The organism is Terriglobus tenax (genome assembly GCF_025685395.1).
GTDB lineage: Bacteria > Acidobacteriota > Terriglobia > Terriglobales > Acidobacteriaceae > Terriglobus > Terriglobus tenax.
The window spans coordinates 2293992-2318214 of record NZ_JAGSYA010000004.1; the positions used below are offsets into that span (position 1 = coordinate 2293992).

A 24223-nucleotide genomic window follows, 5' to 3' on the forward strand; every position below is an offset into this window, starting at 1 on the left:
CCGGAGGGATTTCCCCTCCGGCTTTCGGTTTTAGCCCGCAGCATGCACCGCCTGTGAAACCAGCTTTGGAAACATACGCGTGAAGAAAGTTTGCGGCTCTGTCTTCTCTCGCACATAAAACCGGGGTTACAGTGGTAGCACCCCCCATGAATCGCTCAACGCTGCACTGGCTCACCTGTCTTGCAATGACTGCCGCGTGCTGTGCCCATGCACAGCAGCCAACGGCCACCTCCGTGGATGTCGCCATCAAACCGGGCCAGAGCTTTGGCCGCGCCCTTGCACATATCGACGGCAAACCGAAGCCGCAGCTGGTGACGCGGCGCGCCACGCACGCGTGGCTGGCGGACGAGGCGCATGCTGTTGTGATAATCGCACCGCCGGAGAAGGGACACGCGCAGCCGCAACTGCGCATCTTCGACCTCGACTCCGGTGAGCGCCACACACTGGGAGATCTTCCGCTGGCAAACCCTGAGTTTGCCGAGGTGCAGAAGGCAGACGGCTCCCCGGTCTTTCTGCTAAAAGGCACCCAGGACGGCCGCCCGGCCATCTACCTGGCCGACACGACGGCCATCCACACCCGTGTCGTGGGCGGCAGCAACGCTGCGCTCAGCAAAGAAGAGATTCAATACACACCATCCACCGGCGCAGCCGCGGTGCATCTTCCCCTGCGCACCGCCCTTGGAGAAGATCTGTTCCACCGCATCTTCCTTACCAGCAATCGCACGCTGCAACTGCTGCCCAATGGCAAGGCCGTGGTGGTGGATGCAGGGAAGCCGGTTTCCGGAACATGGCTGACCGATGGCGATAATGTCTTTCTGCAGACCGGTTCAAGCACCACTACCCTGACACGCAGCAGTCTGCAGGAGCAGACCGGTGTTCCAGCGGAGACACGCCTGACGCTGCGCCTGCTGCAGCCTTTGAACTCGCGCACCAACAAGGCGGGGCAGCCGGTTGAGGCTGCGCTGATTCTTCCCGCCGTCGTGGACGGCAGAATCTACCTGCCGCAGGATACGCATTTCACCGGCAGGATTATGAAGGTGCATGGTGTGCATTACGGCTTTGGCCGTGAGACCGCGCTGATCACACTGCACTTTGACCACGCACAGATTCCGAACGGTCCAGTGTTGGCCGTCGACACGCGCATTGTGCAGGTGGAGAACGCACGTGAGTCCGTGAATACCGCGGGTGAGATCAAGGGCCAGCGTGCCACCGGAACACTGGGCCACTCCGCCGAAGGGCAGATCACCGGCCTGGCACAGGTAGATCCCATTGCGTACATCGCGTTGACCTCGGACTCCATTGCCGTGCTGGGCTTTGCGGAGAGCGAGATTCTTTATCCCGCCGGAACGGAGATGATTGGTGCGCTGAATGTGCCGCTGCTCAGCAGCACGACCTATCCGCGCAGTACGGCGCGCGAAGCGACGAAGCAGCAGGCGGAGTTGCAGCCCTTTCTGCGCTCGCTTCCCTTCCGCACCACGACGCAGATTGGCGATCATCCTTCCGACCTGACCAGCATCGTCTTCCTCGGCTCGCCCGATGCGCTGAAGCGCGCCTTTGCCGCAGCCGGATGGGTGGCGGCTGATTCGCTGACCGCTGCCTCGACCTTCTCCACGCTGCGCAGCATCAGTGGAACGCAAACCTACAACGAAGCTCCCATGTCGACACTGCTGCTTGACCACCAGGAGCCGATCACCACGCTGACGAAGACGACCAACACCTTCAACGCGCGGCACCACCTGCGCGTCTTCCCCACGGGCAAGAGCTTTGATGGTGAAACGGTACTGACGGCTTCGACCACGCAGGACACCGGCATTGCCTTCTCGCGCAAGAAGCGTACCTTCATCCACGTCATCGACCAGTACATCGACAACGAGCGTGCGAAGGTGGTCAATGACCTGGTTTTTACGCGCTGCGTGGACGCTGTGCAGATGGTGCCGCGTCCGTGGGTGCCACAGGACGCATACAACTCCACCGGCGACCGTCTGCGTACCGATGGCGATGTGGCTGTGCTGCGCATCAACGATTGCGCCAACCCTGTGATGACAACGCCAATTCCGGCGCCACGGCCGAATAGATTTGAACGCAGCGTGCGCAACACCATGCTGACACTGCGGAACCAGCTCTACCGCGGCAACCTGGTCTACCAGGGCGTTGATTACGGCCACAAGGGCTTCACCATGTTTGCCGAGCGCGATGCCGCTCCGAATCTTGGCACGTGGTATCGCACGGAGGCATCGGATGCCAGCGACGATCAGGACGCCAACAATATGGGACGTCCGCAAAGCCATCCGGCAAAGCAGGTCATGGAGCGCCAGTCCACCGCGGCGCTGAACCGCTGGGCGCCACCGAAGTATGAGATCGCGCTGCATGGCGGTTACATCCGCTTCCGCAATCCCAGCCTCGAAGCCGACATCGTCATCCTTGACCCCAACAACAACACCGACCCTGCCTTCATTGCAGGGCTTGCCGATGAAGTGGGCGACGGATGGACAGCCGGATTCTCGGTCACGGTGAACAGCTGGAAGTGGGTTTCCAACGAGTTCAGCTACTTCCGCCAGCAAGGCAAGTATCGCCTGGGAGCGTTCTCTCTGCAGGTGCCCGGCGGCGATACGCCCATCGATGATTCTGACTTCAACGAAGCCACGGCAACCATTGGCCTGGTGACCCGCCAGTTTGAGTACAACTCGCTGGTGCACCTTCGTCCGCCGTCATCGCGCTGGCGGCCTTACATTGCCGCTGGTCCGGTGCTGCAGTTGATTGCGCTGTCGGAGGCTCCGCTGAAGCGTCCCTCCGGCTACTACTCACTCGGCCTGAAGAACATTGGCCTGTTCAAAGCGGCCTTCGACTTTGGCCGTACCGCTCCGCTGGATGGTGGCGGTATCTTCCAGCCCGGGCTGCAGTACGGCGCCGGTGTGAAGTATCGCGTGACACCACGCTTCACCATGCGCATGGACTGGCGCGAGACATGGTCGCGCAACCCGCGCATCATCCGCAGTTCGTATGAAGACTTCGTTCCCGGCGACCTGCCGGATAACTATGATGTGTATGTCCTCAACGGTCCGCCGGATCACAGCTTCTTCCAGCAGAGGGCGACGATGGGGTTTGCGTTTACGTTCTAGCAACCTTGGCTCGTGTTCGAGCTTCACCGTTGCGAAGTATGCAGAGAGGACAGCGCGTCAGGCTACTTCGCCTGGCTCATCAGCTTCTTCGCGATCTTGGCTACCAGGCTGCGCGGCGACAGGCGCAGGCTGAAGACAGTGAGGCGGTTCATCCATCCCGGGATGACGATGGTCTTCCCGCGCATCATGCCCTGGTAGCCAATCTCGGCCACGGTCTTTGCCGGCATGCTGCCGCTGCGAAAGGCCAGCGTATCGGTCATGCCGCTGGTCGTGGCGAACTCGGTTGCGGTGGTGCCCGGGCACAGTGCGGTTACGGTGATCCCTGTATCTCGCAGTTCCTCTGCCAGCGCTTCGCTGAAGCTGAGTACGAACGCCTTGGTGGCCGCATAGACGGCGGCATACGGAGCGGGCGTGAATGAAACGACGGAGGCTACGTTCATCACTCTTCCCTGCTTCCGCGTCAGCATGCCGGGCAGGATCAGTCGCGTCAGATCCATCAACGCCAGCACGTTCACCTGTACGATCGCCTGCAGCCTGTCGAGTGGGAGTTCAGCCACCAGCCCATGCTGGCTGAAGCCGGCGTTGTTCACCAGCACATCCACTGTGCGCCCTCGCGCCTGCAGTTCGGCCACAACCCGCTCTGCCGCGCCGGGCTGCGACAGGTCCAGCGTCAGCACCTCGGCGCGCCCGCCGTATGTCAGTTCCAGTTCCTGCGCCATCTTCTGCAGCAGGTTCGCACGCCGCGCCACCAGCAGCAGGTCATGCCCATGCGCTGCCAGTACGCGTGCCAGCTCCAGCCCAATGCCGCTGCTCGCTCCGGTAACCAGTGCCAGGGGACGTTGAGTCTTCACGATGTCCATGCTGTCTAGGATGTCACCCGGCGCTCGCAGGACTCCAGCTTTACGGGAGCGATTTTGCGAGGAATGTGTCCGGCGGGTGAGGTACAGTGCGGGTACATCGCAAAACGCAGCGAACCTCTCGGTACAGGTGGATTGATATGGCAGGGTTGTCCCCACGTCGCATTTCCCGCACCTGCATGTGCGGACTGTTTCTTTGCCTGCTTCCGGCAGGTGCCGTGGTTCGCGGCGAAGAGGCTGCCCAGGCGCAGACTGCCTCGCATGCATCGCCGGAACGCACAACGAAGAACGCCATCCTGGGGACATGGCAGGCGACCCTCCAGGCGGACCGTGCGTTCCGGTTTGTCCTGAAGGTCGAACCGCAGGAAGGGACATCTCCCTCGGCACTGCTCTACAACATTGACCGCAACGGGCAGCCGCACGCAGCGACTGAGTTCTTCGTTCTGGGGGAGCATGTCGAGTTTGCCTTTGCTTCCATCGGAGCTCGCTTCGAGGGCAGGCTAGGCAACAAAGGGGATGTGATCGACGGCAACTGGAAACAGGATGGGGCCGCGAAGTCTCTCGTCTTCCAGAGAGCCACGGAAGCAACAGCGTGGGAGATCCCCGCCCTGCCGCCGCGCAGGAAGGCGCCCACCGGTGTGTCGCTGGGTTATGAAGTGGCAACGGTGAAGCTCGCAAACCCGGAAGCGATGGGCAGCGGTCTTCGCGTTCGTGGCCGCCGTCTGGAAGCGATCAATATGTCGGTGAGCGAGCTACTGCAGTTCGCCTATGAGTTGCAGTCAAGACAGGTGCTCAACCGGCCGGAGTGGGCCGACAAGGAGAAGTTCGATCTCGAGATGCTCTACGCCGGCGAAGACTACCCCGGCGATCCCGAGTGCAAGGCAATGGTCCGCCAGGTGCTGGCAGAGCATTTTGGTCTGAAGGCGCATCCGGACCACAAAGACCTGCCCGTATATGCCCTGACGGTGGCGGACAGCGGCACACGCCTGACGCAGAGTAAGGGGGATCCCAATGGCCTGCCCGGCCTTGGCTTCCGTGCTCCCGGCGTTCTGTCTGCGCAGAATGCAACGATGGTCGACCTGGCGCAGGCATTGCAGCGGTCCGTGCTGGATCGTCCCATTCTCGATCAGACGGGCCTGAGTGGACGATGGGATTTCGGTTTGCAGTGGACTCCGGACAGCTTTCAGTTTCCTGACCGTCCACGCGATACGTTGGTGGACACCAGTAAACCGGACCTGTTCACCGCGATTCAGCAGCAGCTCGGACTCAAGCTCATGGCCACCCGCGCTCCCGCGGTTACGTTGACGATCGACCACGTGGAGAAGCCGTCGGAGAACTAGCGCTATGGCGCTGTCTTCAGGCGCCTACCTTCGGCAGACTCCATCCATGCCATACGCTGATCATGCGCAGCGCAAAGCAGCTGATGCCGCCAGCCAGCGCGGCAAGGCTGGGGCGCAGTTTCAGCACGCGAACGAACGCGACCATGACCGCCGCACCCAGCAGTGCCGCTGAAGCGTAGATATCCGCGCGCAGCACACCCGGAACGGTGTTCAGCAGAATGTCGCGTATCGTTCCCCCGCCGCAGCCGGTAATGGTTCCCAGCAGCACGGCCATCATGGGGTGCATGCCAAACTCCATCGCCTTCGTCGCGCCTGCAATGGCAAACAGGGAGAGTCCCGCAGCATCCAGCGCTGTAATGACGCCGGAGCTGGCCTTCTGTGCAATGACTCCGTGAAACAGAAAGGCCATCATGCCGCCAGTAAAGGCAATGGCTCCGTAACGCCAGTCCTTGATGGAAGCCGGGGGAGTGGCGCCGATCAGCAGGTCGCGCACAATGCCTCCGCCAACCGCGGTGATGAAGGCCAGCACCAGAACGCCGAACAGGTCCATGCCGCCGCGAATGCCGGCCAGCGCACCTTCCATGGCAAACAGCAGGGTTCCGGCAAAGTCTGCCGTCAACAGCACCAGGTCAAGGCCGCGCTTCAATTTTAGGACTTCCATGCAAGCTCTCCTGTTAGTAACGGTACTCATGGCCGAAACAATCGCAAAGCACTTCATGGAATCGCTCGCGTTGCCGATGAGGTACAGAAGTCCCTTGCATCTGAAATGCCGCAGTAAGAAGAGCCTATGACGACCTTTCTGACCGTTTACTTTGTCCTGAATATGCTGCTTGCCCTCGGAATGCACGCAGCCACCCTTCGCTCCACGCTGGAACGCCCCAGCACGGCGGAGTCTCTTCTCTACTTCGTGATTTTTCTCGTAGTCGGCCTGCCGCTGATGATGACGGCCGTTCTGTTTGGCGCGGTCAGCTTTACCGCCGGCAAAAAGAAAGCGCAGAAGCAGACGGATGGGTCTGCCTCTACGCTGTTTCTTCTTCGCTAGGGTTGTTCGTTTACTTCAGGAAAGCGCGGGCCACAATCGACGCGCCCAGCGAAATGAGGATACCGCGCAGAATCAGCCACGCGTCCCACTGCCAGCCCAGCAGCAGGAAGCTGGCCGCTACGCCCAGGAAGTAGATCTCGTTCAGTACAGCCTGTCCCCACACCGGGCTTGCACCCCCCGCTGCAACACCGGGACGCAGGCTGGGGAACAGACGTGGCACCGCTGCCAGGTAGCGCGTATACGCCTCGCCGCGCTGCGCGGTCAGAAAGGCCTCTTCACGGAAGATCAGGCGGAACTGGAAGCCGGTGATCAACACAAGGACGACCAGCGCGGCCAGCGGCTGCATCAGCACCGCAATCGCCAGCGTATGCAGAATGGTGCCCAGGTACAGTGGGTTGCGCGTGTAGCGGTAGGGTCCATCCGCCAGCACGCGGTCGCCGTGCATGGCGCCGTCCTGCACCACGCCCGCGCCAATGTAGGCTGTGCCCCAGGTACGCAGCCATGCGCCTGCAATCGCCAGCAGTGTTGCCAGGCCCAGCACCAGGTGCGTGGACGCGGCAAAGCCCATACCCGCGCCCTTCATCAAGCCGCCGGAGAGTTCAACCCAGACGGCCTGCCGGCCAAAATTCATCCACCCTTTAGCCCATGGCGCGGTAAAGCCGACCACGTAGATGACCGTGTGGATCAGGTAGCGCAGGCGATATTCCAGCGCGGTTGCGCGCAGCCACTTCATGCCAGGGCCTCGAGCAGACGATCAAAGTCATCCACATTGGCGTACTCAATTACGACACGGCCCTTGCCGTTCTTGTCCTCGATACGCACCTTCAGGCCAAGGTGCCGCTGCAGCTTGGTCTGCGCCTCTTTGACGTTCGGGTCGATGGGTGGCTCTTCAACCGCTTCCACCTTGCCCAGCTTGCGCTCCGGATTAAGCTGGTTCTGCACGAAAGTCTCCGTGGAACGCACGGACATGCCCATCTGGACAACCTTAAGTGCAGCCTTTTCAATAAGTTGCGTGTCTTCCAGGGCGAGCAGCGAACGCGCATGGCCAAAGGTGATCTCCCCGGCCTCCACGCGATGCTGGACGGATTCCGGTAACTTCAACAAACGAAGGAAGTTAGCCACGCTTGCGCGGTCCTTGCCGGTCCGCTTCGCCATCTGCTCCTGCGTCAGGCCGAACTCGCTGGAGAGCCGCTGGTACGCCTTTGCCTGCTCCATCGGGTTCAGATCGGCGCGCTGCAGGTTCTCGACGATGGTGATCTCCATCGCCTGTTCGTTCGACACCTCTTTCAGGATGGCGGGAACCGTGTCCTTGCCGGCACGCTTGGAAGCCAGCCAGCGACGCTCACCCGCGATGAGCTGATACTTGCCGCCAGGCAGAGGGCGGACCAGGATGGGCTGCGCCACACCCAGCTCTGCAATCGACTGCGTCAGCTCATTCAGCGCGGCTTCATCAAACCGCATACGCGTCTGGTAGGGGTTACGCTCAATGGCGTCAACCGGAATCTCTTTCGGCTTGCCTTCCACGACAACAGGGGCGGCAGGTGCTGCCGCAGCCGGTACAGGGGGCGGAGTGGCCGCAGGCTTCTTCGAGGGCAGCAGGGCTTCCAGGCCTTTACCCAGCGCTGCGCGTTTACCAGTGCTCATAGAGTGTCGTTCCTCAAAAAAATCTCAGTTGCGGATGGTGCCGGAGATCCGGCGCCATTCGCCAAGCTACTTGTTGTACGGCCAGAACTTGAACTCGACGCCCTTCTTCTCGGCGGCGGCCCGTTCCTTGGCCTTGGGACTCTTGATGCCGTTGCGCTCCAGCAGTTCCAGCGCCAGGTCACGGTAGGCATCCGATCCGCGGGAGCGCGGGTCGTAGACCATTACCGGTTTGCCATGGCTGGGAGCCTCCGCCAGGCGGACGTTGCGCGGGATCGTTGTCTTCAGCAGCTTGTCCCCGAAGAACTCCTGGAGGTTGGCCGTCACCTGCTGGGCGAGGTTCGTGCGCTCGTCATACATGGTCATCAGCACGCCTTCCAGCGCCAGGTCCGGGTTGAAAGCCTGCGCGACCTTGTCCATGGTGCTGACCAGTTCGCTGATGCCTTCCAGGGCAAAGTATTCCGCCTGCATCGGAACCAGCAGGCCGTCGGCCGCGGTCAGGGCGTTCAGGGTCAACAGGTCGAGCGCGGGGGGGCAGTCCAGCAGGATGAAGGGAAACTTCTCGCGCAGGGGCGCCAGAGCGTCGCGCAGGCGGAACTCCCGGCGATCGGCCTGGATCAGTTCAATAGTGGCGCCGATCAGGTTCTTGCTGGAGGGGATCAGTTTCAGGGTGCCGATCTCGGTGGTGAGCATGGCGGCGTCCGGGGAAACGGCGTGCATCAGCACGTCGTAGGTGGAGGCGCGGTCCTCATCGCGTCCGAAACCCAAGCCTCCGGTGGAGTTGGCCTGCGGGTCGATATCGATCAGCAGGGTGTCCAGGCCTTCGAGGGCGATGGCGGCGGAAAGGTTGATGGCAGTCGTGGTTTTACCGACTCCACCCTTCTGATTGACGATGGCTATGACCTTGCTCATGGGAACAGACTTGAGCCTATGGGAGGGCGGCGGAGGCTTCAACAGAAAAGCCACCGTTACCTGTGGAAGGAAGGTGGAAAAGTGTTGTTCCACGTGGAACGCGGTCGAAGGAAAGCCGCGCCAATCCTGTGCGCGCCGCATGTCCGGGGATTTCCACTGATATCCGACCGCTTTTGACCGGAGGCTGTTCCACGTGGAACAAGGAGAGCGTGGAAGGAAGTCTGAAGCCAGGTCTTCGTCACGCCCTGGGACGAGAAAAGACCGGGCCGTTCGTCGTGTGGCTAGATGGGAGTCACCATGTTCCACGTGGAACATGGGTCACCCGTCCCTCCGGGGCGCGTCGCCTTAGGGACGGGCCAAACAGCGAAAATTCCTGAAAGCTTCTTCCTCTACGACTGTTCCACGTGGAACAGTGCCACAATCCCATCCTGGGAGCCGGGCAGCGGGGTTGCCGAAGCCGTGAGATGGCCCAGCGCCTCCACCTGTCCAGTCGTGGTCAACAGCATCAGGGTTCCACCGGGGCGCACCAGTTCTTCGGCCACAGAAATCATCTCTTCCATCTTGTCGACGGCGCGCATTGCCACCACGTCAAACTGTTCCGGCAGCTTCTCCGCCCGGTTGGCCCAAACGGTGGTCTTCAGGCCGAGGGTGCGAACCGCTTCGCGCAGGAAGGCCGCTTTCTTGCCTTGGGACTCCGCAAGAGTTACGGCAATCTCCGGCCGCAGGATCTGGACGGGAATCCCGGGAAATCCTCCGCCGGAGCCCAGGTCCAGCAGTGTTGTTGTTCCACGTGGAACAATCGAGCCCGCGAACAGGCTTTCTCCGAAGTGTCGTCGCACCATTTCTTCCGGCGTACGGATGGCGGTCAGGTTGGTACGGGCGTTCCACTTCACCAGCAGGTCCAGGTAGGTGGAGAGCCGGCCGGCGGCCTCAGCCGTCAAGGGGGCCGGTAGATACGGTTGCAGCAGGGCGAGCAGGGTGTCAGTCGAAAGCGTAGCCATCGGCAGAAGTCTACCGCTTCAGGCAGCTACGCGATTAACTGTGTCATTTTTGCCACATTCGAAGATCGTGTCACCGCAGCTACTCTGACAACCGTCACACCTTGTACGGACGGGATTAGAACGAGTGTCAGAGAAGCCGCATTACGAACGCACCATCGCCGCAGAGGTCAGCTTCTCCGGGGTTGGTCTGCATTCTGGGGCTCCGGTCAACATGCGGGTCATTCCCGCCGCCGCCGGCTCAGGCATCGTCTTTCGCCGGACAGATCTGGATGGCTTCGAGATTCCCGCCACCAATCGCAACGTCGCCAAGGTGAGCTATGCCACCAGCCTGATGCGCCAGGGCGTGCTGATCTCCACCACCGAGCACCTGCTCTCCGCCTTCATCGGCTACGGCATCGACAACGTCATCATTGAGCTGGACAATCTGGAGCTTCCCATCCTCGACGGCTCGGCTGACCCCTATGTCGCCGCTTTTGAGCGGGTGGGCGTCAAGCAGCAGCGCCGCAAGCGCGAGTACATCCGCATCCTCAAAGAGGTGGAAGTGCGGGAAGGCGACAAGTTTATCGGTGTCTACCCCGGCACCGGCTACCAGATCGATTACCTGATCGACTTCCCCGCGCCCATCGGCCGCGAACGCTTCCTGGGTGATCTTGAGACCGGAGCGTACACCGATCTGATTGCCCCGGCCCGCACCTTCGGCTGGAAGGAAGACGAAGCCAAGTTGCGCGATATGGGTCTGATCCGCGGAGTCTCGGACTCTTCGGCCATCATTCTGACCCGCGAGGGCGTGCAGAACGGCCCCCTGCGTTTTGCGGATGAATTTGTGCGCCACAAGGTGCTGGACCTGATCGGAGACCTGGCTCTGGCGGGCCGCCGCATCCAGGGCCGTGTGGTTGCGGAGCGGGCCGGGCATGCCATGCATACGGCCTTGGTTTCGCACCTGATGAAGGACCGCTCTACCTGGGAATTGGCCTTTGGATACGACGAAGAGCCGGTCAGGGGCCGTGCTTTTGCCGGGTTGCAGCCTGTCCATGCCTAGGGCGGCGATTGCCCTGGGATCGAACCTCGGCGACCGGGAAAGCCATTTACGTCAAGCAATTCAACAGCTTAGCGCGTTGGGGCAGGTGGTTGCCGTTTCCAGCTTCTATGACACGGAGCCGGTGGGGTATCTGGATCAGCCGCGCTTTCTGAATGCTGCCTGTGTGCTGGAGACGGGGTTAACTCCCTTGATTCTGCTGCGGGAGATGCTCGAAATCGAGCGCAAAATGGGTCGAAATCGCGCTCTTGTGGCACCCAAGGGGCCTCGTGTGCTGGATCTGGATTTGCTATTATGTGGCAATCTTTTGCTCCATAGTGACGAGCTGACCTTGCCACACCCGGCGATGCAGGAGCGCCGGTTTGTGCTGGAGCCGCTGGCGGAGATTGCGCCGGAGTGGGTGCATCCGGTGTTAGGCCGAACGGTTGCGGAGTTGCTGCAACAGCTGCCGGCGTAAGCCGCTACCAGAACTTGTACTGGATCATAACGTTCAAGCGGACGGCAATGGGTTTGCCGTCCAGCGTTGCGGGCTGAAACCTGTAGGTGTTCAGGCTGTCCAGGGCGCTTTTCCGGATGTCGTCCGCGAGAGGTGTGGTTCGGATGTTGAGGTCGATGAAGTCGCCGCTTTCGGTGACGACGCCTTCGACGATCACCTTGGGCTTATGCCATTTGCCGCGGAGCGAGTCCGGAATACGGGCGCGACGCTGTGGAGAAGGACCGGCGCCGTGATGTTGCCGGAAACGGGTGGGGTATTCTTCTCGTCTTTGCCCTGTACCTCGTAGACAGTTTCGCCCCGGGAGTCCGGTGTGGTGCTGAGGCGGATGACCATAGGCCTGTCCGGATGTTCCCGTTCGACCTTTTGTGCGTTGGCTGCAGCGGCGAAAAGCAAAACAGCAACGATGAAGCGAGCAGGAGCGATCATGCGCTTAGAGCTATCAGAGTTGGGGCGATGGAGCAATCCTTCTCTGTGTGTGCGTTTGCCGGGCAAATCAAATCAGAAGGCCCGGGACTAAAGCCTTATTTTGAGGGGCTTGAGCGCGGTGTCATCGTCTGTTCCCTCTGGTCCTCTGCTACTTCGTAGAATGGTTGAGTGTCCTTGAGTTTCTCCGTTAAGAATGAAGTTGGCCCGGCGCGTCGAGCGACGCTGGAGCTGCCGCATGGTCCTGTCGAGACGCCGGTGTTTATGCCGGTGGGAACGGCGGCGTCGGTGAAGGCGGTGCCGCAGGATGTGCTGGAGGTCAATGGCGCTGGAGGCAAGGGCGCGGCGATCATCCTGGCCAATACCTATCACCTGTATTTGCGTCCCGGGCATGAGCTGATCCGCCGCGCGGGTGGCGTACACCGGTTCATGAGCTGGGACCGGTCCATGCTGACCGATTCCGGTGGCTTCCAGGTCTTCAGCCTGAGTGAGCTGCGCAAGGTAACGCCGGATGGCGTGGAGTTCCGCTCGCACCTGGATGGATCAAAGCACTTCTTCTCGCCAGAGCACTCGATGGAGGTGCAGATCGCGCTGGGGGCCGACATCATGATGGCCTTTGATGAGTGCGTGGAGACACCGGCGACCTGGGAGCGCACGAAGGAGTCGATGGGGCTGACGCATGCCTGGGCGCAGCGGTCGCTGGATTACTGGAAGGAACACCGGCACGAGGTGCCGTGGTCCCAACCCACCCATCGCGATGAGACTGCGATGGATGGGGCACCCAGTGTAGTGGCTGGTCTGGAAGGGAAGCATCAGGCGCTGTTTGGGATTGTGCAGGGAGGGATGTATAAGGACCTGCGCAAGGAGAGTGCTGAGCGGCTGGTGGAGATGGACTTTCCCGGCTATGCGATTGGCGGGCTGGCGGTGGGTGAGCCGCGCGAGGTGACGCGCGAGATGATTGCGCACACGCTCGAGTTTCTGCCGAAGGACAAGCCACGGTACGTGATGGGTGTGGGCTATCCCGATGAGATTGTGGAGTATGCCCGCATGGGCGTGGACATGATGGACTGTGTGCTGCCGACGCGCGCCGGGCGTCATGGACTTCTGTTTACCAGCCAGGGCCGCATCAACATTAAGAACAGGCAGTTTGCGGAGGATCAAAATCCTCTTGATCCGGCGTGCGATTGCATGGTGTGCCGCAGGTACACCCGCGCCTATCTGCGGCATCTTATGCATAGTGGTGAGCCGCTGGCGCTGACGCTGGCCAGCGAGCATAACCTGGCGTTTTACCTAAACCAAATGGATGTGCTACGACGGGAGCTGGAAACGCCTTCACTTTGACGGCCGTGCTGTATGACCAAGGAGTGTCATTGTGCGATCGCCTATTCCGTGCAAAAGTTGAGGCATATCTACAAAACAGGCCCCGGTTTCACCGTTGAGCAGCATTGCGCCGAGCAGGCCATACGAGAGGGTAGCTCGATGAAGCGATTTGCCTGCGGCGATGTGGTGCCCGGCTGTCTGAAGGTCTTCCATGCCGATAGCGTGGAAAGGATACTTGACGGGGTTGCACAGCACGCCCGCGAGGATCACGGTATGACGGAGATCCCCGCATCGCTGGTGGAAGCCGTAAAGCAGAAGGTGACTGATTCGTCGGTGAACGGCTAAGAGCGCGGCATGTATATCAACCTTGCCAGGCGCGAGGAACAGCGGCGCACGATTCTTGGCATCCTGGACGGCGATATTCCCTTCGGCTTTCACTTCCAGCCGATTGCCGACCTGGAGCGCGGGGTGGTGGCCGGATACGAGGCGCTGTCGCGTTTTCCTGAAGAGGTCTCGGCACGGCCGGGCCAGGTTTTTCAAAGCGCCAGCGAGATTGGCCGCCGCGCGGACCTGGAGAGCCTTGTAGTGCGGGCTGCTCTGACGGAGCGGCATAAGCTGCCGCCGAACTGCTTTCTGACGGTCAATGCCGGGCCTTCCCTGCTGATGTCGCGGCAGTGGCAGTACCTTCTGAAAGACATTGGGCATCTGGGTGGCACGGTGATTGAGATTACCGAGGATGAGCCGATTCACGACTACGCCATTTTTCGCCGCCGGCTGGAGCAGATTCGGGAAGCGGGCGGGCACATTGCCGTGGACGACACCGGCGCCGGATACGCCAGCCTGAAGCATGTGATGGAGCTCCGCCCCAACTTTATTAAGCTGGACCGGTTTTTTGTGGGCGGCTGCAATAAAGAAGCGGCGCGGTCGTCGCTGATTGAGATGATGGGCACCATGGCCAGCCGTATGGACGCCTGGATTATTGCCGAGGGCGTGGAGACGGCGGCTGAACTGGACGAGTTACTGCACCTCGGTGTTCCTCTGGCGCAGGGCTACTACCTGGGGAAGCCGGACCCTGTAATGCACCCGCTGCCGTTGCAACACGGCGACATGATTCGCACCCGGACGCAGGCGCTGGCGCAGTGCAATCTAGCCAGCGCAACCGAGGCTTGTTTCTCCTGTGTGGATGAGGTGGCCGCCGAGAATTACCTGGCGCAGAACGCGGAGACGAGGCTGGTGGTGGTGGTGGATGAGCACAGCCGCCCGGTCAAGCTGCTGGAGCGTCATCCCCTGGCCGGAATGCGGATGGTGCTTCGCCCCCTGCGTGCGGTGAAGAAAAGCGATATCCGCGATGTGCTGGGCCGGTGCCTGGCCAGGGTGACGGAAGAGCGCTATGACCCGGTCGCGGTGGTCAGCGACGAGGGCGTTTTCGAGGGGATTGCCATGATGGAACGAATGGTCAAGGCCGTACTGGAGTCGGAGAGTCTGCCGGGAATCCGCTCGGCGGAGCTGCGGACGCTGCTGGGACATCCCGACACGGCGGCGCGGTTTCTTCGAAATTGAGGATTCCGGGGTTTCCGGATTTCTTGACACAGCGGAGCGGCGTCGGCGATGCTGGAGCCTAGCACCCTTCCATCCGGGCAGGCATTCGTGCGTCCATTTCAGCGGGCGTAGCTGGGTCCGGCATGACGCAGGCTATTGTCCCTCCGGACGTACCTGACTTCTAAAAGGAACATCGGGTGAAGATTTTTTGATCCGGTACGTCTCCGGCAGCCGCCGGGTACGCCCCGGTCTGTTGAAGGATGCTCTCGTTGACTGTATTCGCACCTGCTCCAGCCGTGATTTTGCAGTCTGCCCAGGGATCTTCCCTGGTGACCATGCTGCCCATCGTTTTGATGATTGCCGTCTTCTATTTTCTTCTGATTCTTCCGAACCAGAAGAAGCAGAAGAAGTGGCAGAAGATGCTGGGCGAGTTGAAGGCCGGTGACCGTGTAACCACCACGAGCGGCATCAAGGGCACCATCCTGTCGGTGAAGGACGACGTGCTGATTCTGCGCGTAGCTCCCGACAACCTGAAGCTCGAGTTTGCCAAGAGCGCGATTGCCAGCGTGACGACGGGCGAGGAAGAAAAGTAGCCATGCAGAAGAAGCTCGCCGGACGGACCGGCATTATTATTGCGACCCTTGTGGTCTTCACCTACTTCATTTTCTTCGGTGCCGGATTGCCGAAGAAGGGCAGCATCAAAGAGCTGCTGACCAACAGCATCCACCTGGGCCTGGACCTTAAGGGTGGTACCCACCTGGTGCTGCAGGTTCACGTGGCCGAGGCTGTTGCGGCACAGACCGACTCCGATGCTGTTCGCCTGCAGAGCGACCTGGCCAAGGCCGGCGTTCTGGGCGCGCAGGTCTCCAAGCTGGACCCCACCAAGGTCGACGTCATTAATATTGCTGGCGTTCCACTTTCTGACAGCTCCAAGGCGAGCACGGTGGTGAACGGTACCTCCTACTCGGCGACCTACGATGTTGCGTCGGTGCCAAACGGCTACACGCTGACGATGAAGCAGCAGTCGCGCAAGGAGATGGAGGCTACCGTCCTTCAGACCTCCATCGAGACCATCCGCACGCGCGTGGACTCGCTGGGTGTTGCCGAGCCGGTGATCCAGCAGTATGGCCTGGGCGACAACCAGATCCTGATTGAACTGCCGGGCGTGGACAACGCCGACCAGGTTCACAACGCCATCCAGTCGACCGCGCGTCTTGAGATTCACGAAGTGGTGGGCGGCCCGGCTGCCACCGAGGCCGATGCCCTGCAGACGCTGGGCGGCTCGCTTCCTCCGGATGCCATTATTGTTAAGGGCGCAAGCTCGGTGACCGCCGCCGGCAACTCGGACATGTTCTATGTGCTGAAGCGCGTGGCGATCGTCTCCGGTACGGACTTCCGCGGAGCGCAACCGGTACGCGACCCGAACACGGGAACCTCGCAGACCAGCTTCAACCTGACGACGGGCGCCGGTGAGCGCTTCTACGAGTTCACGAGCGCGAACGTCGGCAAGGCGATTGCCGTGGTTCTCGAGAACCGCGTCCGCTCGGTGGCCAGCATCAAGAGCGCCATCCGCGACTCGGGCGTGATCGAGGGTCTGTCGCCGGATGAGGCGAAGAATCTCTCCCTGCTGCTGCGCACGGGTTCTCTGCCGGCTTCGATCTCCTACCTGGACACGCTGACGGTCGGCCCGTCGCTGGGTGCGGCTTCGATTCAGCATGGTGTGTATGCGGCGATCGCCGGCATGCTGGTCGTCATGCTGTTCATGCTGATCTACTACCGCGGTGCGGGGATCAATGCCGACCTGGCACTGATCCTGAACCTGGTCATCCTGCTGGGCTTCATGGGCCTGACCGGATCGACGCTGACGCTGCCCGGTATCGCCGGTGTGATTCTGACTATCGGTATGGGCGTCGACTCGAACGTGCTGATCTTTGAGCGCATCCGTGAAGAACTGCACCTGGGCCGCGCGCCCAGCGCCGCAGTGCAGAACGGCTTTGCGCATGCGTGGATCACCATTATTGATACGCACGTGACGACGATCGTCTCGGCAGCCATCCTGTTCCTGTTCGGCACCGGCCCGGTGCGCGGCTTTGCCGTGACCCTGACCTTTGGTCTGCTGGCCAACATTTTTACCGCGGTTTTCGTTTCGCGCACCATCTTTGACGCGATCCTCAACCGCAAGCAGCGCGGCGAAGCGCTTTCGATCTAACGGAATCTCGGAGCAACAACAGTGGAACTGTTTCGCGACATTAATATCGACTGGCTGAGCAAGAAGTGGTACCTGCTCGCCTTCTCTCTTGTTTTCTCGGTCTCCGGCATCTTCAGCATGCTGTTCTGGCACGGGATTCCGTATGGTGTGGACTTCAAGGGTGGCACGCAGGTGCACGTCAGCTTTGACTCCCAGCCGAACGAAGACCATATCCGCTCTGCTTTTGACGCTGCCGGGATTAAGGATGCCAAGATCCAGTCGGTGAAGGGGGATGTAGGCGCCCGTCCCGAGGTGCTGGTATCTCTTCCCGAAAAGAGCGATGCGGTCGGGTTCAACGCGCGCGCGGCTGTACTGGGAGCGATGCAGAGCAACTTCCATGACGGCGGCTTCAAGGTGGAGAGCTCGCAGACTATCGGACCGACGGCTGGGGAGCAACTCCGCCACCAGGCGCTGTTTGCCACGCTGTATTCCCTGCTGGGTATGCTCATCTACCTGTGGTTCCGCTTTGAGCTGATCTATGGTGTTGCGGCTGTGGTTGCGGTCTTCCATGACACGCTGATCACCATCGGCGCCTTCAGCCTGACCAACCAGGAGATTACGCTGACCGTGGTTGCGGCCATCCTGACGCTGGTCGGTTACTCGATGAACGATACGATCGTGGTCTTTGACCGTATCCGCGAGAACCTGGCGACCAGCCGCCGCGAAAGCCTGTCCGTGGTGGTCAACAAGAGCATCAACCAGACCCTGAGCCGGACGCTTCTGACTTCGGGCCTGACCTTCCTGACGGTGCTCTGCCTGTACGTGTTCGGCGGCGAGGTGCTGCGCGGCTTCAGCTTTGCGCTGGTGGTGGGCATTCTGATCGGTACGTATTCGTCGATCGCCGTTGCGGCGCCGATGCTGGTGGCGTACCAGGACTGGCGTCTTTCGAAGGGCAAGTCGGCTTCGCTTCCTGGTGGGAAGCGGGCCTAAAGGGCTTGCAGGTGTATGAAACATCCGCGGTTGCACTGACTTCAGTGCAACCGCAACTTTTTTCGCGATTTCTCTTAAAACCCAATCCGAATCGGGAACAAAACAAGAAACAGCGGTGTCTGTAGCACGTAGCTCACCTCCAAATTGAGGGTTGCACTATGTTTGAAGATTCGTTGATGGAGTCCGGCGGCAAGATCAAGTCCAAGTCCAGCTATTGGATGATCGCCACCTTTGGGTTTAACGCAGTCATCATCGCCTTGATGATTCTGATTCCGCTGCTGTATCCCGAAGCGCTGCCAAAGACGGCTATGACGGCGATGCTCAGCGCGCCGCCGCCGCCGCCGCCGCCACCACCCCCGCCGCCGCCGGCGCAGGTGGTCAAGCCGATCAAGATCGTGAGCGAGCTGGACCAGGGTCTGCACGCTCCGACCAAGATCCCCAAGGACATCAAGATGGTGAAGGAAGAAGCTGCTCCTCCGCCGCAGGTTGCCGGTGTTGCCGGCATGGCGGGCATGGGTGGTGGCTCGGGTAGCGGTATTGCCGGTGGTGTTCTCGGCGGTATCGGTACGGCTCCTGCACCTGTGGTCAAGGTTGCTCCTCCCAAGGGACCGACCCGCGTATCGGCCGGTGTAATGGCTGGCCAGATCTTGGTGAAGACCAACCCGGTCTATCCTCCGATCGCACGCGCGGCTCACGTTCAGGGTTCGGTGGTTCTGCACGCCGTGATCTCGAAGACGGGCGCTATCCAGGGCCTGGCTGTTGTCAGCGGACCTGAGATGCTGCGCAACGCCGCCATGGAAGCTGTACAGCAGTGGAAGTACAAGCCTTACCTGCTGAACGGCGAACCGACCGAGGTTGACACCACGATCACCGTCAACTTCACGATGGGTACCTAGGCCGAAGTTTTCCGGCAAACAGGTTTATGACATTGCGGGAGCTGTGGCCAGTGCGGCGCAGCTCAAACAATCAACGATTTGCATCTCAGTAGTAACTGGAAGTCCCAACCAGGAGGAAGGAATCAAGTGATTCTCGCTCATCTCGCAACTTTCGCCCCCCACAGCCTCGGAATGTTTCTGCAGGAAGGTCAGGTCAGCTTTTCGCTCATGGGCCTGTGGAGCAACATGGGCCTGCTGGCGAAGGCCGTCGCCATCATCCTGTTCATTATGTCGATCTGGTCGCTGGCAGTGATCATCGATCGCGCGCTGTACTTCTCGGCTGCTCGTAAGCAGTCCCGTGAGTTCGCGCCCAAGGTTGCCGGCGCGCTGAAGGATGGCCGCCTGGATGAGGCGATCAAGATCGCCGACCGTAACAAGAAGTCGCACCTTGCTGAGGTTGTGACGGCTGGTCTGCAGGAGTTCCGTTCGTTCGGTTCCGGCGGCGCCATCACCGAGGCTCAGATCGAGTCTGCCAAGCGCGCTCTGGAGCGTTCTGAGGCGATCGTTCACGCCAAGCTGAAGCGCGGTCTGGGTGGCCTGGCCACCATCGGTTCGACGGCTCCGTTTATCGGACTGTTCGGAACGGTAGTCGGTATTCTTAACGCCTTCCAGCAGATCGCTACGCAGAAGACCTCTGGTATCGGCGCAGTCGCTGGCGGTATCTCGGAAGCTCTGGTAACGACCGCGTTCGGTCTGCTCGTAGCTATCCCTGCCGTTATGTGCTTCAACTTCTTCACGGGCAAGGTTGAGTCCTTTGACGTGGAGATGGACAACAGCTCCTCGGAGCTGGTGGACTACTTCATCAAGCAGTCGCACCGCTAAACCCAACGCGAGAGTCACCGGTGACCCGGCCTGCCGCCGCGAAACGGCAGGCCGGGTTTCCCGGACCTGAGGCTCGCAGATATCAGAACTCGCTAAGGGAGCTACTCCGATGGGACTGGCAACAAGGAACGAGGGCGCGGCGGTAAACAGCAACATCAACGTTACGCCGATGGTGGACGTGATGCTGGTACTGCTGATCATCTTCATGGTGATCACGCCCATGCTGAACAACAAGGTCAACGTTGACCTGCCGAAGGCCACGGCCGCGGTCATCATGGAAGACGCCAACAAGGAAGACTCGGTTGTGGTCGCTGTGACTCGCGACGGCAAGGTCTTTCTGGGTGGCGACCAGGTGACACTGGACGATATGGGCGCGAAGATCTCGGCCAAGCTGGAGAACAAGACGGATAAGCACGTCTATCTCCGTGGCGATGCGCGCGCGAACTACGGCAAGGTCATGGATGCTATCGACGGTGTTCGCTCGGCCGGCGTCAGCGAGCTTGGTCTGCTGACCGAAAAGACCGAAGACCAGTAAGAACAAGATTCGCCGCGACGTCGGCAAGAAGGAGCTTCGGCTATGGGAATGAGTAGTGGTGGCGGCGGAGGGATGTCCTCCGAGATCAACGTAACGCCCATGATCGACATTCTGCTGGTGCTGCTGATCATCTTCATGGTCATCCAGCCCACGGCAGTTCACGGTCTGGACACGCTGGTACCCCAGCCCCCCAAGAATAAGAACCAGCCCGAACCGAATAACGATCGCACCATTGTGGTTCAGGTGCTTTCGAACAACGGTGGCAAGCCGGCTTATAAGATCAACGATTCGGACTTCGCGAAGGAAGGCCTGCTGCCCAAGCTGCAGGAGATCTACTCCACGCGCGCCGAAAAGGTGATGTTCGTGAAGGGCGACAAGGACCTGGACTTCCAGTACGTGGCCGAGATCATCGGTCTTGGCAAGGAAGCCGGCGTGGATAACGTTGGTATTATCACGCCTCGCGTCGAGGCTGGACAGTAAGCTGGTTCGCATCCCGCTCGCGTACGGACAGATGTCCTGCGTGTCAGTGGAGGAATGCCTACGGTGATCTGCGCGGGCGGTGGCACATAGCTGCCGCCCGCGGTGTCTTTAAGGCTGTGCTCGCTTGCGACTTCCCTTTCGAGGTTCGTACATGGCATTCACAGCAGGAACACACGGCACCACCGCAGAGATCAATGTCACGCCGCTGATTGATGTTCTTCTCGTTCTTCTGATTATTTTTATGGTCATTGCACCTGTGCCGAGCCATGGTCTTGGCGCAGGTGTACCGCAGGCAGGGCCGGGTGCTGAGCAGGATCGAACCCCGTCGCCGATCGTAGTTCAGGTGTCTTATCGTGACGATGGCGCGGCAGGATATGCCATCAACCAGCAGCAGCAGGCTGGCCTGGAAGAGCTGGGCAGATCGCTTGCAACTGCACTTAGCCCGAGGCAGAACCGGATGGTGTTTCTGCAGGCTGACGCTCGTCTGGACTTGCGCGAAGTCGTTCGTGTGGTCAATACTGTCCGCCTCACGGGAGCATCGGGAATTGCTTTATTAACACGGAAAGATTGCAACCTGGCGGGCTGCTGAGTCGTCTTGGCATGAGGGCAGCCGCTAATCGCAACGGGTGCCCTCTTTTCACTTTCAACTACTGGCCATCGGTCGTACTATGCCTTTACAATCATCGTGCAAGACTGTCGCGCTTCTCGCACGCAATCCGGCAAAATCACTACTATCGCGAATTCTCAAGGAGACCCTTCGTCCAATGAAATTCCAGCTACGTGTTCCGGCAACGGCCGCACTTCTCCTGGTTACGCTTCTCTCGGCCACCGGATGCAACCGTCTGAAGGCCCGCGACCAGCTTACGAAGGGCATCGCATCCTTCAAGGGCGCGAAGTACGAAGACGCTATTAATCATTTCCAGCAGGCCCTGGACTACGATCCGAGCTATGACGTGGCGCGCCTTTATCTCGCCACCACGCTGGCCTCGCAGGTCGTGCCTAATCTTGAGACGCCTGAGAACCTGAAAACGGCACAACGCGCGATGGATGGTTTCCAGCAAATTCTTGCCAAGGACCCGAAGGACAAGACTGCTCTGCAGCAGATGGCCTCCATCAGCTTCAATACCAAGAAGTTTGACGACGCCAAGAATTATCAGAAGAAGGTCATTGAGGTCGATCCGGCCGCCGCTGAGGCGTATTACACGATCGGCGTTATCGACTGGATGCAGGCGTACAAGAACGCCACCACGATTCTGGCTGCCGACGGCCTGACCGACGGCGGCGATGGCAACCCGAAGAAGAGCAAGGATGCCTGCGCCAAGCTGCAGGCTCAGAACTCTCCGCTGGTGAACGAAGGTCTGGAGTATCTGCAGAAGGCCGTTGACAACAACGCGACCTACGAAGAGGCCATGACCTACCTGAACCTGACCTACCGCCGTAAGGCTGACCTGGAGTGCGGCGACGACGCTGCCCGCAAGGCCGACCTGGACAAGGCTCAGCAGTGGAGCGACAAGGCTATGGGCGCCCGTAAGGAAAACGAGCGCAAGAAGGAAGAGAAGAACAAGGGCGGCGTAACGATGTAGTTCGCCCCAAGCTGTGAGAAGCGCGAAGGCCTCCCGACAAGGGAGGCCTTCTTCTTTGGTGGGAGCCGCCAGCCCTTGCAAGGGGAGGCGCGCGCTGTTCAACTGGAAAGGAATTATGGATCGGCTCTGGACCCCTTGGCGGTATGCGTACATCACGAAATCCGGCCCTTCGCAGCGCAAGGGCATTCCGGAAGCTCTGAATGCTTATCCGGATGACCAGGGCTGCGTCTTCTGCAACCTGATTGCGTCAGTGGACTATGCGATTGGGCAGGGCATGCCGGTGGACGAGGCGGAGCGCCATGGGCATGTGGTGGTTCGCGGAAAGTTCCATTACGTGGCGCTGAACGCATTTCCGTATACCAGCGGACACGTAATGGTGGTACCGTATCTGCACACGGACGCCCTGGCGAAGCTTGCCGTGGAATCGGCACATGAGCTGATCACCATGGCGCAGCAGGTGGAGCGGACGATTCGTGCGACCTACCGGCCGGACGGGCTGAATTTTGGCTTGAACCTGGGCGAAGCTGCCGGGGCCGGCGTGGCGGCACACCTGCACCTGCATGGATTGCCGCGCTGGGTAGGCGATAACAACTTCATGCCCGTGCTGGCGGAGACGCGCATTCTGCCTGAGGATCTGGATGTGACCTGGCAGCGTCTGCGGCAGGCTTTCCGGGTTTTGGAAGCCGATGAAGCCAAATCGGGAAATGAAGCGTCGAATCTGTGACGGCGGATACATACGAGCCGGAAAAAGTACGTCATTCTTGAACGTAAGAATTAGCAGTTTGCTTCGAGCAACAGAGTCTTACCCCGCTGCATCTATTTGGCTGAACGCGAAAAAGCAAGTGAATCGCACGACCCATACCCTTTGACGCTCCGAGGTGCGCGCACCTCGCGGAGTGTCTCCCGGCCCCGGAGGTGTACGATGCAAAGCTCGCTCAAGATACGAACCATCACTCCGATCACTGCTGCCTCGTTGATTGAACCCGAGGACGCACGCATCACAGGCCAGACGCGGTCGTTGCCGCGCCGCCTGCTGGCGCTGAACATGCCCACACCCCAGGCGCGCAAAACCGCGATGCCTGCCCCGGCTGCTTATAACCCGCAGGCACGGATTGCCTGAACTCTGACATTTTTCACCAAGACAGCAAAAGGCCCGGAGCGATCTCCGGGCCTTTTGCTTTGCTGCGAAACCTTACTTGGCCGATGCCTGCTGCAGGTTCGGACGGATGCGAGTCGCCTCAAAGTTCACAACCTTCCAGGCACCACCGGCCTGGCGGGCATACACCCGGGTATACAGGTACTTGCCGTGCATTGAGCGGCCATCCATCTCGCCATCCACGTCCACCTGCGAGGTGACGACGGCGGTGCTGCCGTTGATGATCTTGACCTTCAGGTCGTCCACATCCATGCGGGTGATGTTAATTTTGCGTGTCATCACGCGATCGACCATCTGCTGCTTGGTCTGCACCATGCCGTTGGCGGAGATGCCGATGTAGTCCTCGGACATCAGCTTACCCAGCGTGTCGGTGTCGCACTTGAGTTGAGCCTGGCGCCACTGTTGCTCCAGCGCTTCAATCTGGCGGTGGGCATTGGGTTTATTGCCGGTGGCAATGCGCCGCACGCCGTTGACCGGAGCCATGCCAACCTGCCGGAAAACCTGCGCGTGCGCTGCCAATGAAGCCAGCACGGCCAGGGATGCTACGGCGAGTTTGAAACATGTCTTCATCGGTAAGGTGTAACGGAGTGTAGACCTGTTCTCCGCGCAAAGTCAAAAGAAGTTTTGGTAACTAAACTACAACTTCTGCTGCAGGGTTACGATGCTGCCGGAAGTGTAGAGGAAGCCCGTCACCAGTGGGGATTACCCGCTATTTAAAAGCGCATCGAGCATGGTGCAGAAACGCCGTGCACGCCTTCTCCGCAAAGTAAAAACCCCACGCACAAGGCGTGGGGTTTGGACGAACAGG

27 protein-coding genes are annotated in these 24223 nt (G+C 60.3%); 19 read left to right on the top strand and 8 right to left on the bottom strand.

All coding sequences use genetic code 11. The annotated features are described in order from the left end of the window. Positions 1–146: 146 nt before the first annotated feature. Complete coding sequence (locus OHL13_RS15180) at positions 147–3119, top strand: LssY C-terminal domain-containing protein (protein WP_263410970.1); 2973 nt, start codon at positions 147–149, stop codon at positions 3117–3119. Between the two features lie 62 nt (positions 3120–3181). On the opposite strand, the gene OHL13_RS15185 is transcribed toward OHL13_RS15180, so the two are convergent. Then, entirely contained in the window at positions 3182–3970 is a 789-nt protein-coding gene (locus OHL13_RS15185; RefSeq protein ID WP_263410971.1) for an SDR family NAD(P)-dependent oxidoreductase, read from the bottom strand. 146 nt (positions 3971–4116) lie between these two features. Here OHL13_RS15185 and OHL13_RS15190 point away from each other — a divergent pair, with 146 nt between their 5' ends. Beyond that, complete coding sequence (locus OHL13_RS15190; RefSeq protein ID WP_263410972.1) at positions 4117–5316, top strand: TIGR03435 family protein; 1200 nt, start codon at positions 4117–4119, stop codon at positions 5314–5316. A 16-nt stretch (positions 5317–5332) separates the two neighbouring features. On the opposite strand, the gene OHL13_RS15195 is transcribed toward OHL13_RS15190, so the two are convergent. After that, positions 5333–5977, bottom strand: coding sequence for a trimeric intracellular cation channel family protein (locus OHL13_RS15195; protein WP_263410973.1), 645 nt, complete (start codon positions 5975–5977; stop codon positions 5333–5335). A 126-nt stretch (positions 5978–6103) separates the two neighbouring features. On the opposite strand from OHL13_RS15195, the gene OHL13_RS15200 reads away from it, so the two are divergent. After that, positions 6104–6358, top strand: coding sequence for a hypothetical protein (locus OHL13_RS15200; RefSeq protein WP_263410974.1), 255 nt, complete (start codon positions 6104–6106; stop codon positions 6356–6358). Between the two features lie 10 nt (positions 6359–6368). On the opposite strand, the gene OHL13_RS15205 is transcribed toward OHL13_RS15200, so the two are convergent. The 4 genes from OHL13_RS15205 to rsmG all read right to left on the bottom strand — a co-directional run bounded on the left by OHL13_RS15205 (position 6369) and on the right by rsmG (position 9912). Then, positions 6369–7091 carry a methyltransferase family protein gene (locus OHL13_RS15205; RefSeq protein WP_263410975.1) on the bottom strand — a complete coding sequence of 241 codons (723 nt, stop codon included), beginning with the start codon at positions 7089–7091 and terminating at the stop codon, positions 6369–6371. Continuing rightward, positions 7088–8002: a ParB/RepB/Spo0J family partition protein gene (locus OHL13_RS15210; protein ID WP_263410976.1), complete on the bottom strand. Its 915-nt coding sequence runs from the start codon at positions 8000–8002 to the stop codon at positions 7088–7090. The genes OHL13_RS15205 and OHL13_RS15210 overlap by 4 nt, the downstream gene beginning before the upstream one ends. A 66-nt stretch (positions 8003–8068) precedes the next feature. Continuing rightward, positions 8069–8911 (bottom strand): ParA family protein, encoded by an 843-nt coding sequence (locus tag OHL13_RS15215; protein WP_263410977.1) that lies wholly within the window; start codon positions 8909–8911, stop codon positions 8069–8071. Between the two features lie 389 nt (positions 8912–9300). After that, on the bottom strand, positions 9301–9912 hold the full coding sequence (gene rsmG / locus OHL13_RS15220) for a 16S rRNA (guanine(527)-N(7))-methyltransferase RsmG (RefSeq protein ID WP_263410978.1): 612 nt from the start codon (positions 9910–9912) through the stop codon (positions 9301–9303). A 124-nt stretch (positions 9913–10036) separates the two neighbouring features. Here rsmG and lpxC point away from each other — a divergent pair, with 124 nt between their 5' ends. Then, positions 10037–10951 (top strand): UDP-3-O-acyl-N-acetylglucosamine deacetylase, encoded by a 915-nt coding sequence (lpxC, locus tag OHL13_RS15225; protein WP_263410979.1) that lies wholly within the window; start codon positions 10037–10039, stop codon positions 10949–10951. Further along, complete coding sequence (gene folK, locus OHL13_RS15230; protein ID WP_263410980.1) at positions 10944–11405, top strand: 2-amino-4-hydroxy-6-hydroxymethyldihydropteridine diphosphokinase; 462 nt, start codon at positions 10944–10946, stop codon at positions 11403–11405. The genes lpxC and folK overlap by 8 nt, the downstream gene beginning before the upstream one ends. 4 nt (positions 11406–11409) lie before the next feature. Here folK and OHL13_RS15235 read toward each other — a convergent pair whose 3' ends face one another. Continuing rightward, positions 11410–11601: an energy transducer TonB gene (locus OHL13_RS15235; protein WP_263410981.1), complete on the bottom strand. Its 192-nt coding sequence runs from the start codon at positions 11599–11601 to the stop codon at positions 11410–11412. 437 nt (positions 11602–12038) lie between these two features. Between OHL13_RS15235 and OHL13_RS15240 the strand changes: the two genes are divergently transcribed. From OHL13_RS15240 to OHL13_RS15305, 14 genes are all read left to right on the top strand, one after another. After that, positions 12039–13208: a tRNA guanosine(34) transglycosylase Tgt gene (locus OHL13_RS15240; protein ID WP_263410982.1), complete on the top strand. Its 1170-nt coding sequence runs from the start codon at positions 12039–12041 to the stop codon at positions 13206–13208. 138 nt (positions 13209–13346) lie between these two features. Continuing rightward, a complete protein-coding gene (locus tag OHL13_RS15245; RefSeq protein ID WP_263410983.1) occupies positions 13347–13532 on the top strand; it encodes a DUF1059 domain-containing protein in 186 nt (61 codons plus the stop codon). A gap of 9 nt (positions 13533–13541) precedes the next feature. After that, the gene (locus OHL13_RS15250; RefSeq protein WP_263410984.1) at positions 13542–14747 is read left to right on the top strand and encodes an EAL domain-containing protein; all 1206 of its coding nucleotides are present in this window, start codon (positions 13542–13544) and stop codon (positions 14745–14747) included. Between the two features lie 248 nt (positions 14748–14995). Next, positions 14996–15319, top strand: a complete 324-nt coding sequence (yajC, locus tag OHL13_RS15255; RefSeq protein ID WP_399255878.1) for a preprotein translocase subunit YajC — start codon at positions 14996–14998, stop codon at positions 15317–15319. Positions 15320–15321: 2 nt separating this feature from the next. Next, positions 15322–16935 (top strand): protein translocase subunit SecD, encoded by a 1614-nt coding sequence (secD, locus tag OHL13_RS15260; protein WP_263410986.1) that lies wholly within the window; start codon positions 15322–15324, stop codon positions 16933–16935. A gap of 21 nt (positions 16936–16956) precedes the next feature. Continuing rightward, on the top strand, positions 16957–17904 hold the full coding sequence (gene secF, locus OHL13_RS15265) for a protein translocase subunit SecF (RefSeq protein ID WP_263410987.1): 948 nt from the start codon (positions 16957–16959) through the stop codon (positions 17902–17904). A gap of 158 nt (positions 17905–18062) precedes the next feature. Next, on the top strand, positions 18063–18800 hold the full coding sequence (locus OHL13_RS15270) for an energy transducer TonB (RefSeq protein WP_263410988.1): 738 nt from the start codon (positions 18063–18065) through the stop codon (positions 18798–18800). 126 nt (positions 18801–18926) lie between these two features. Beyond that, on the top strand, positions 18927–19661 hold the full coding sequence (locus OHL13_RS15275) for a MotA/TolQ/ExbB proton channel family protein (RefSeq protein ID WP_263410989.1): 735 nt from the start codon (positions 18927–18929) through the stop codon (positions 19659–19661). Positions 19662–19770: 109 nt separating this feature from the next. Then, the gene (locus OHL13_RS15280; RefSeq protein ID WP_263410990.1) at positions 19771–20196 is read left to right on the top strand and encodes an ExbD/TolR family protein; all 426 of its coding nucleotides are present in this window, start codon (positions 19771–19773) and stop codon (positions 20194–20196) included. A 42-nt stretch (positions 20197–20238) separates the two neighbouring features. After that, positions 20239–20676 (top strand): ExbD/TolR family protein, encoded by a 438-nt coding sequence (locus OHL13_RS15285; protein WP_263410991.1) that lies wholly within the window; start codon positions 20239–20241, stop codon positions 20674–20676. 124 nt (positions 20677–20800) lie between these two features. Next, positions 20801–21265, top strand: a complete 465-nt coding sequence (locus tag OHL13_RS15290; RefSeq protein WP_263410992.1) for a biopolymer transporter ExbD — start codon at positions 20801–20803, stop codon at positions 21263–21265. Positions 21266–21440: 175 nt separating this feature from the next. After that, entirely contained in the window at positions 21441–22259 is an 819-nt protein-coding gene (locus tag OHL13_RS15295) for a tetratricopeptide repeat protein (RefSeq protein ID WP_263410993.1), read from the top strand. 115 nt (positions 22260–22374) lie between these two features. Next, positions 22375–22983 (top strand): HIT family protein, encoded by a 609-nt coding sequence (locus tag OHL13_RS15300; protein WP_263410994.1) that lies wholly within the window; start codon positions 22375–22377, stop codon positions 22981–22983. A 198-nt stretch (positions 22984–23181) separates the two neighbouring features. After that, entirely contained in the window at positions 23182–23379 is a 198-nt protein-coding gene (locus OHL13_RS15305) for a hypothetical protein (protein ID WP_263410995.1), read from the top strand. A gap of 72 nt (positions 23380–23451) precedes the next feature. Here the strand turns inward: OHL13_RS15305 and OHL13_RS15310 are convergent, their stop codons facing one another. Next, positions 23452–23985, bottom strand: a complete 534-nt coding sequence (locus tag OHL13_RS15310) for a nuclear transport factor 2 family protein (protein WP_263410996.1) — start codon at positions 23983–23985, stop codon at positions 23452–23454. Positions 23986–24223: the final 238 nt, after the last annotated feature.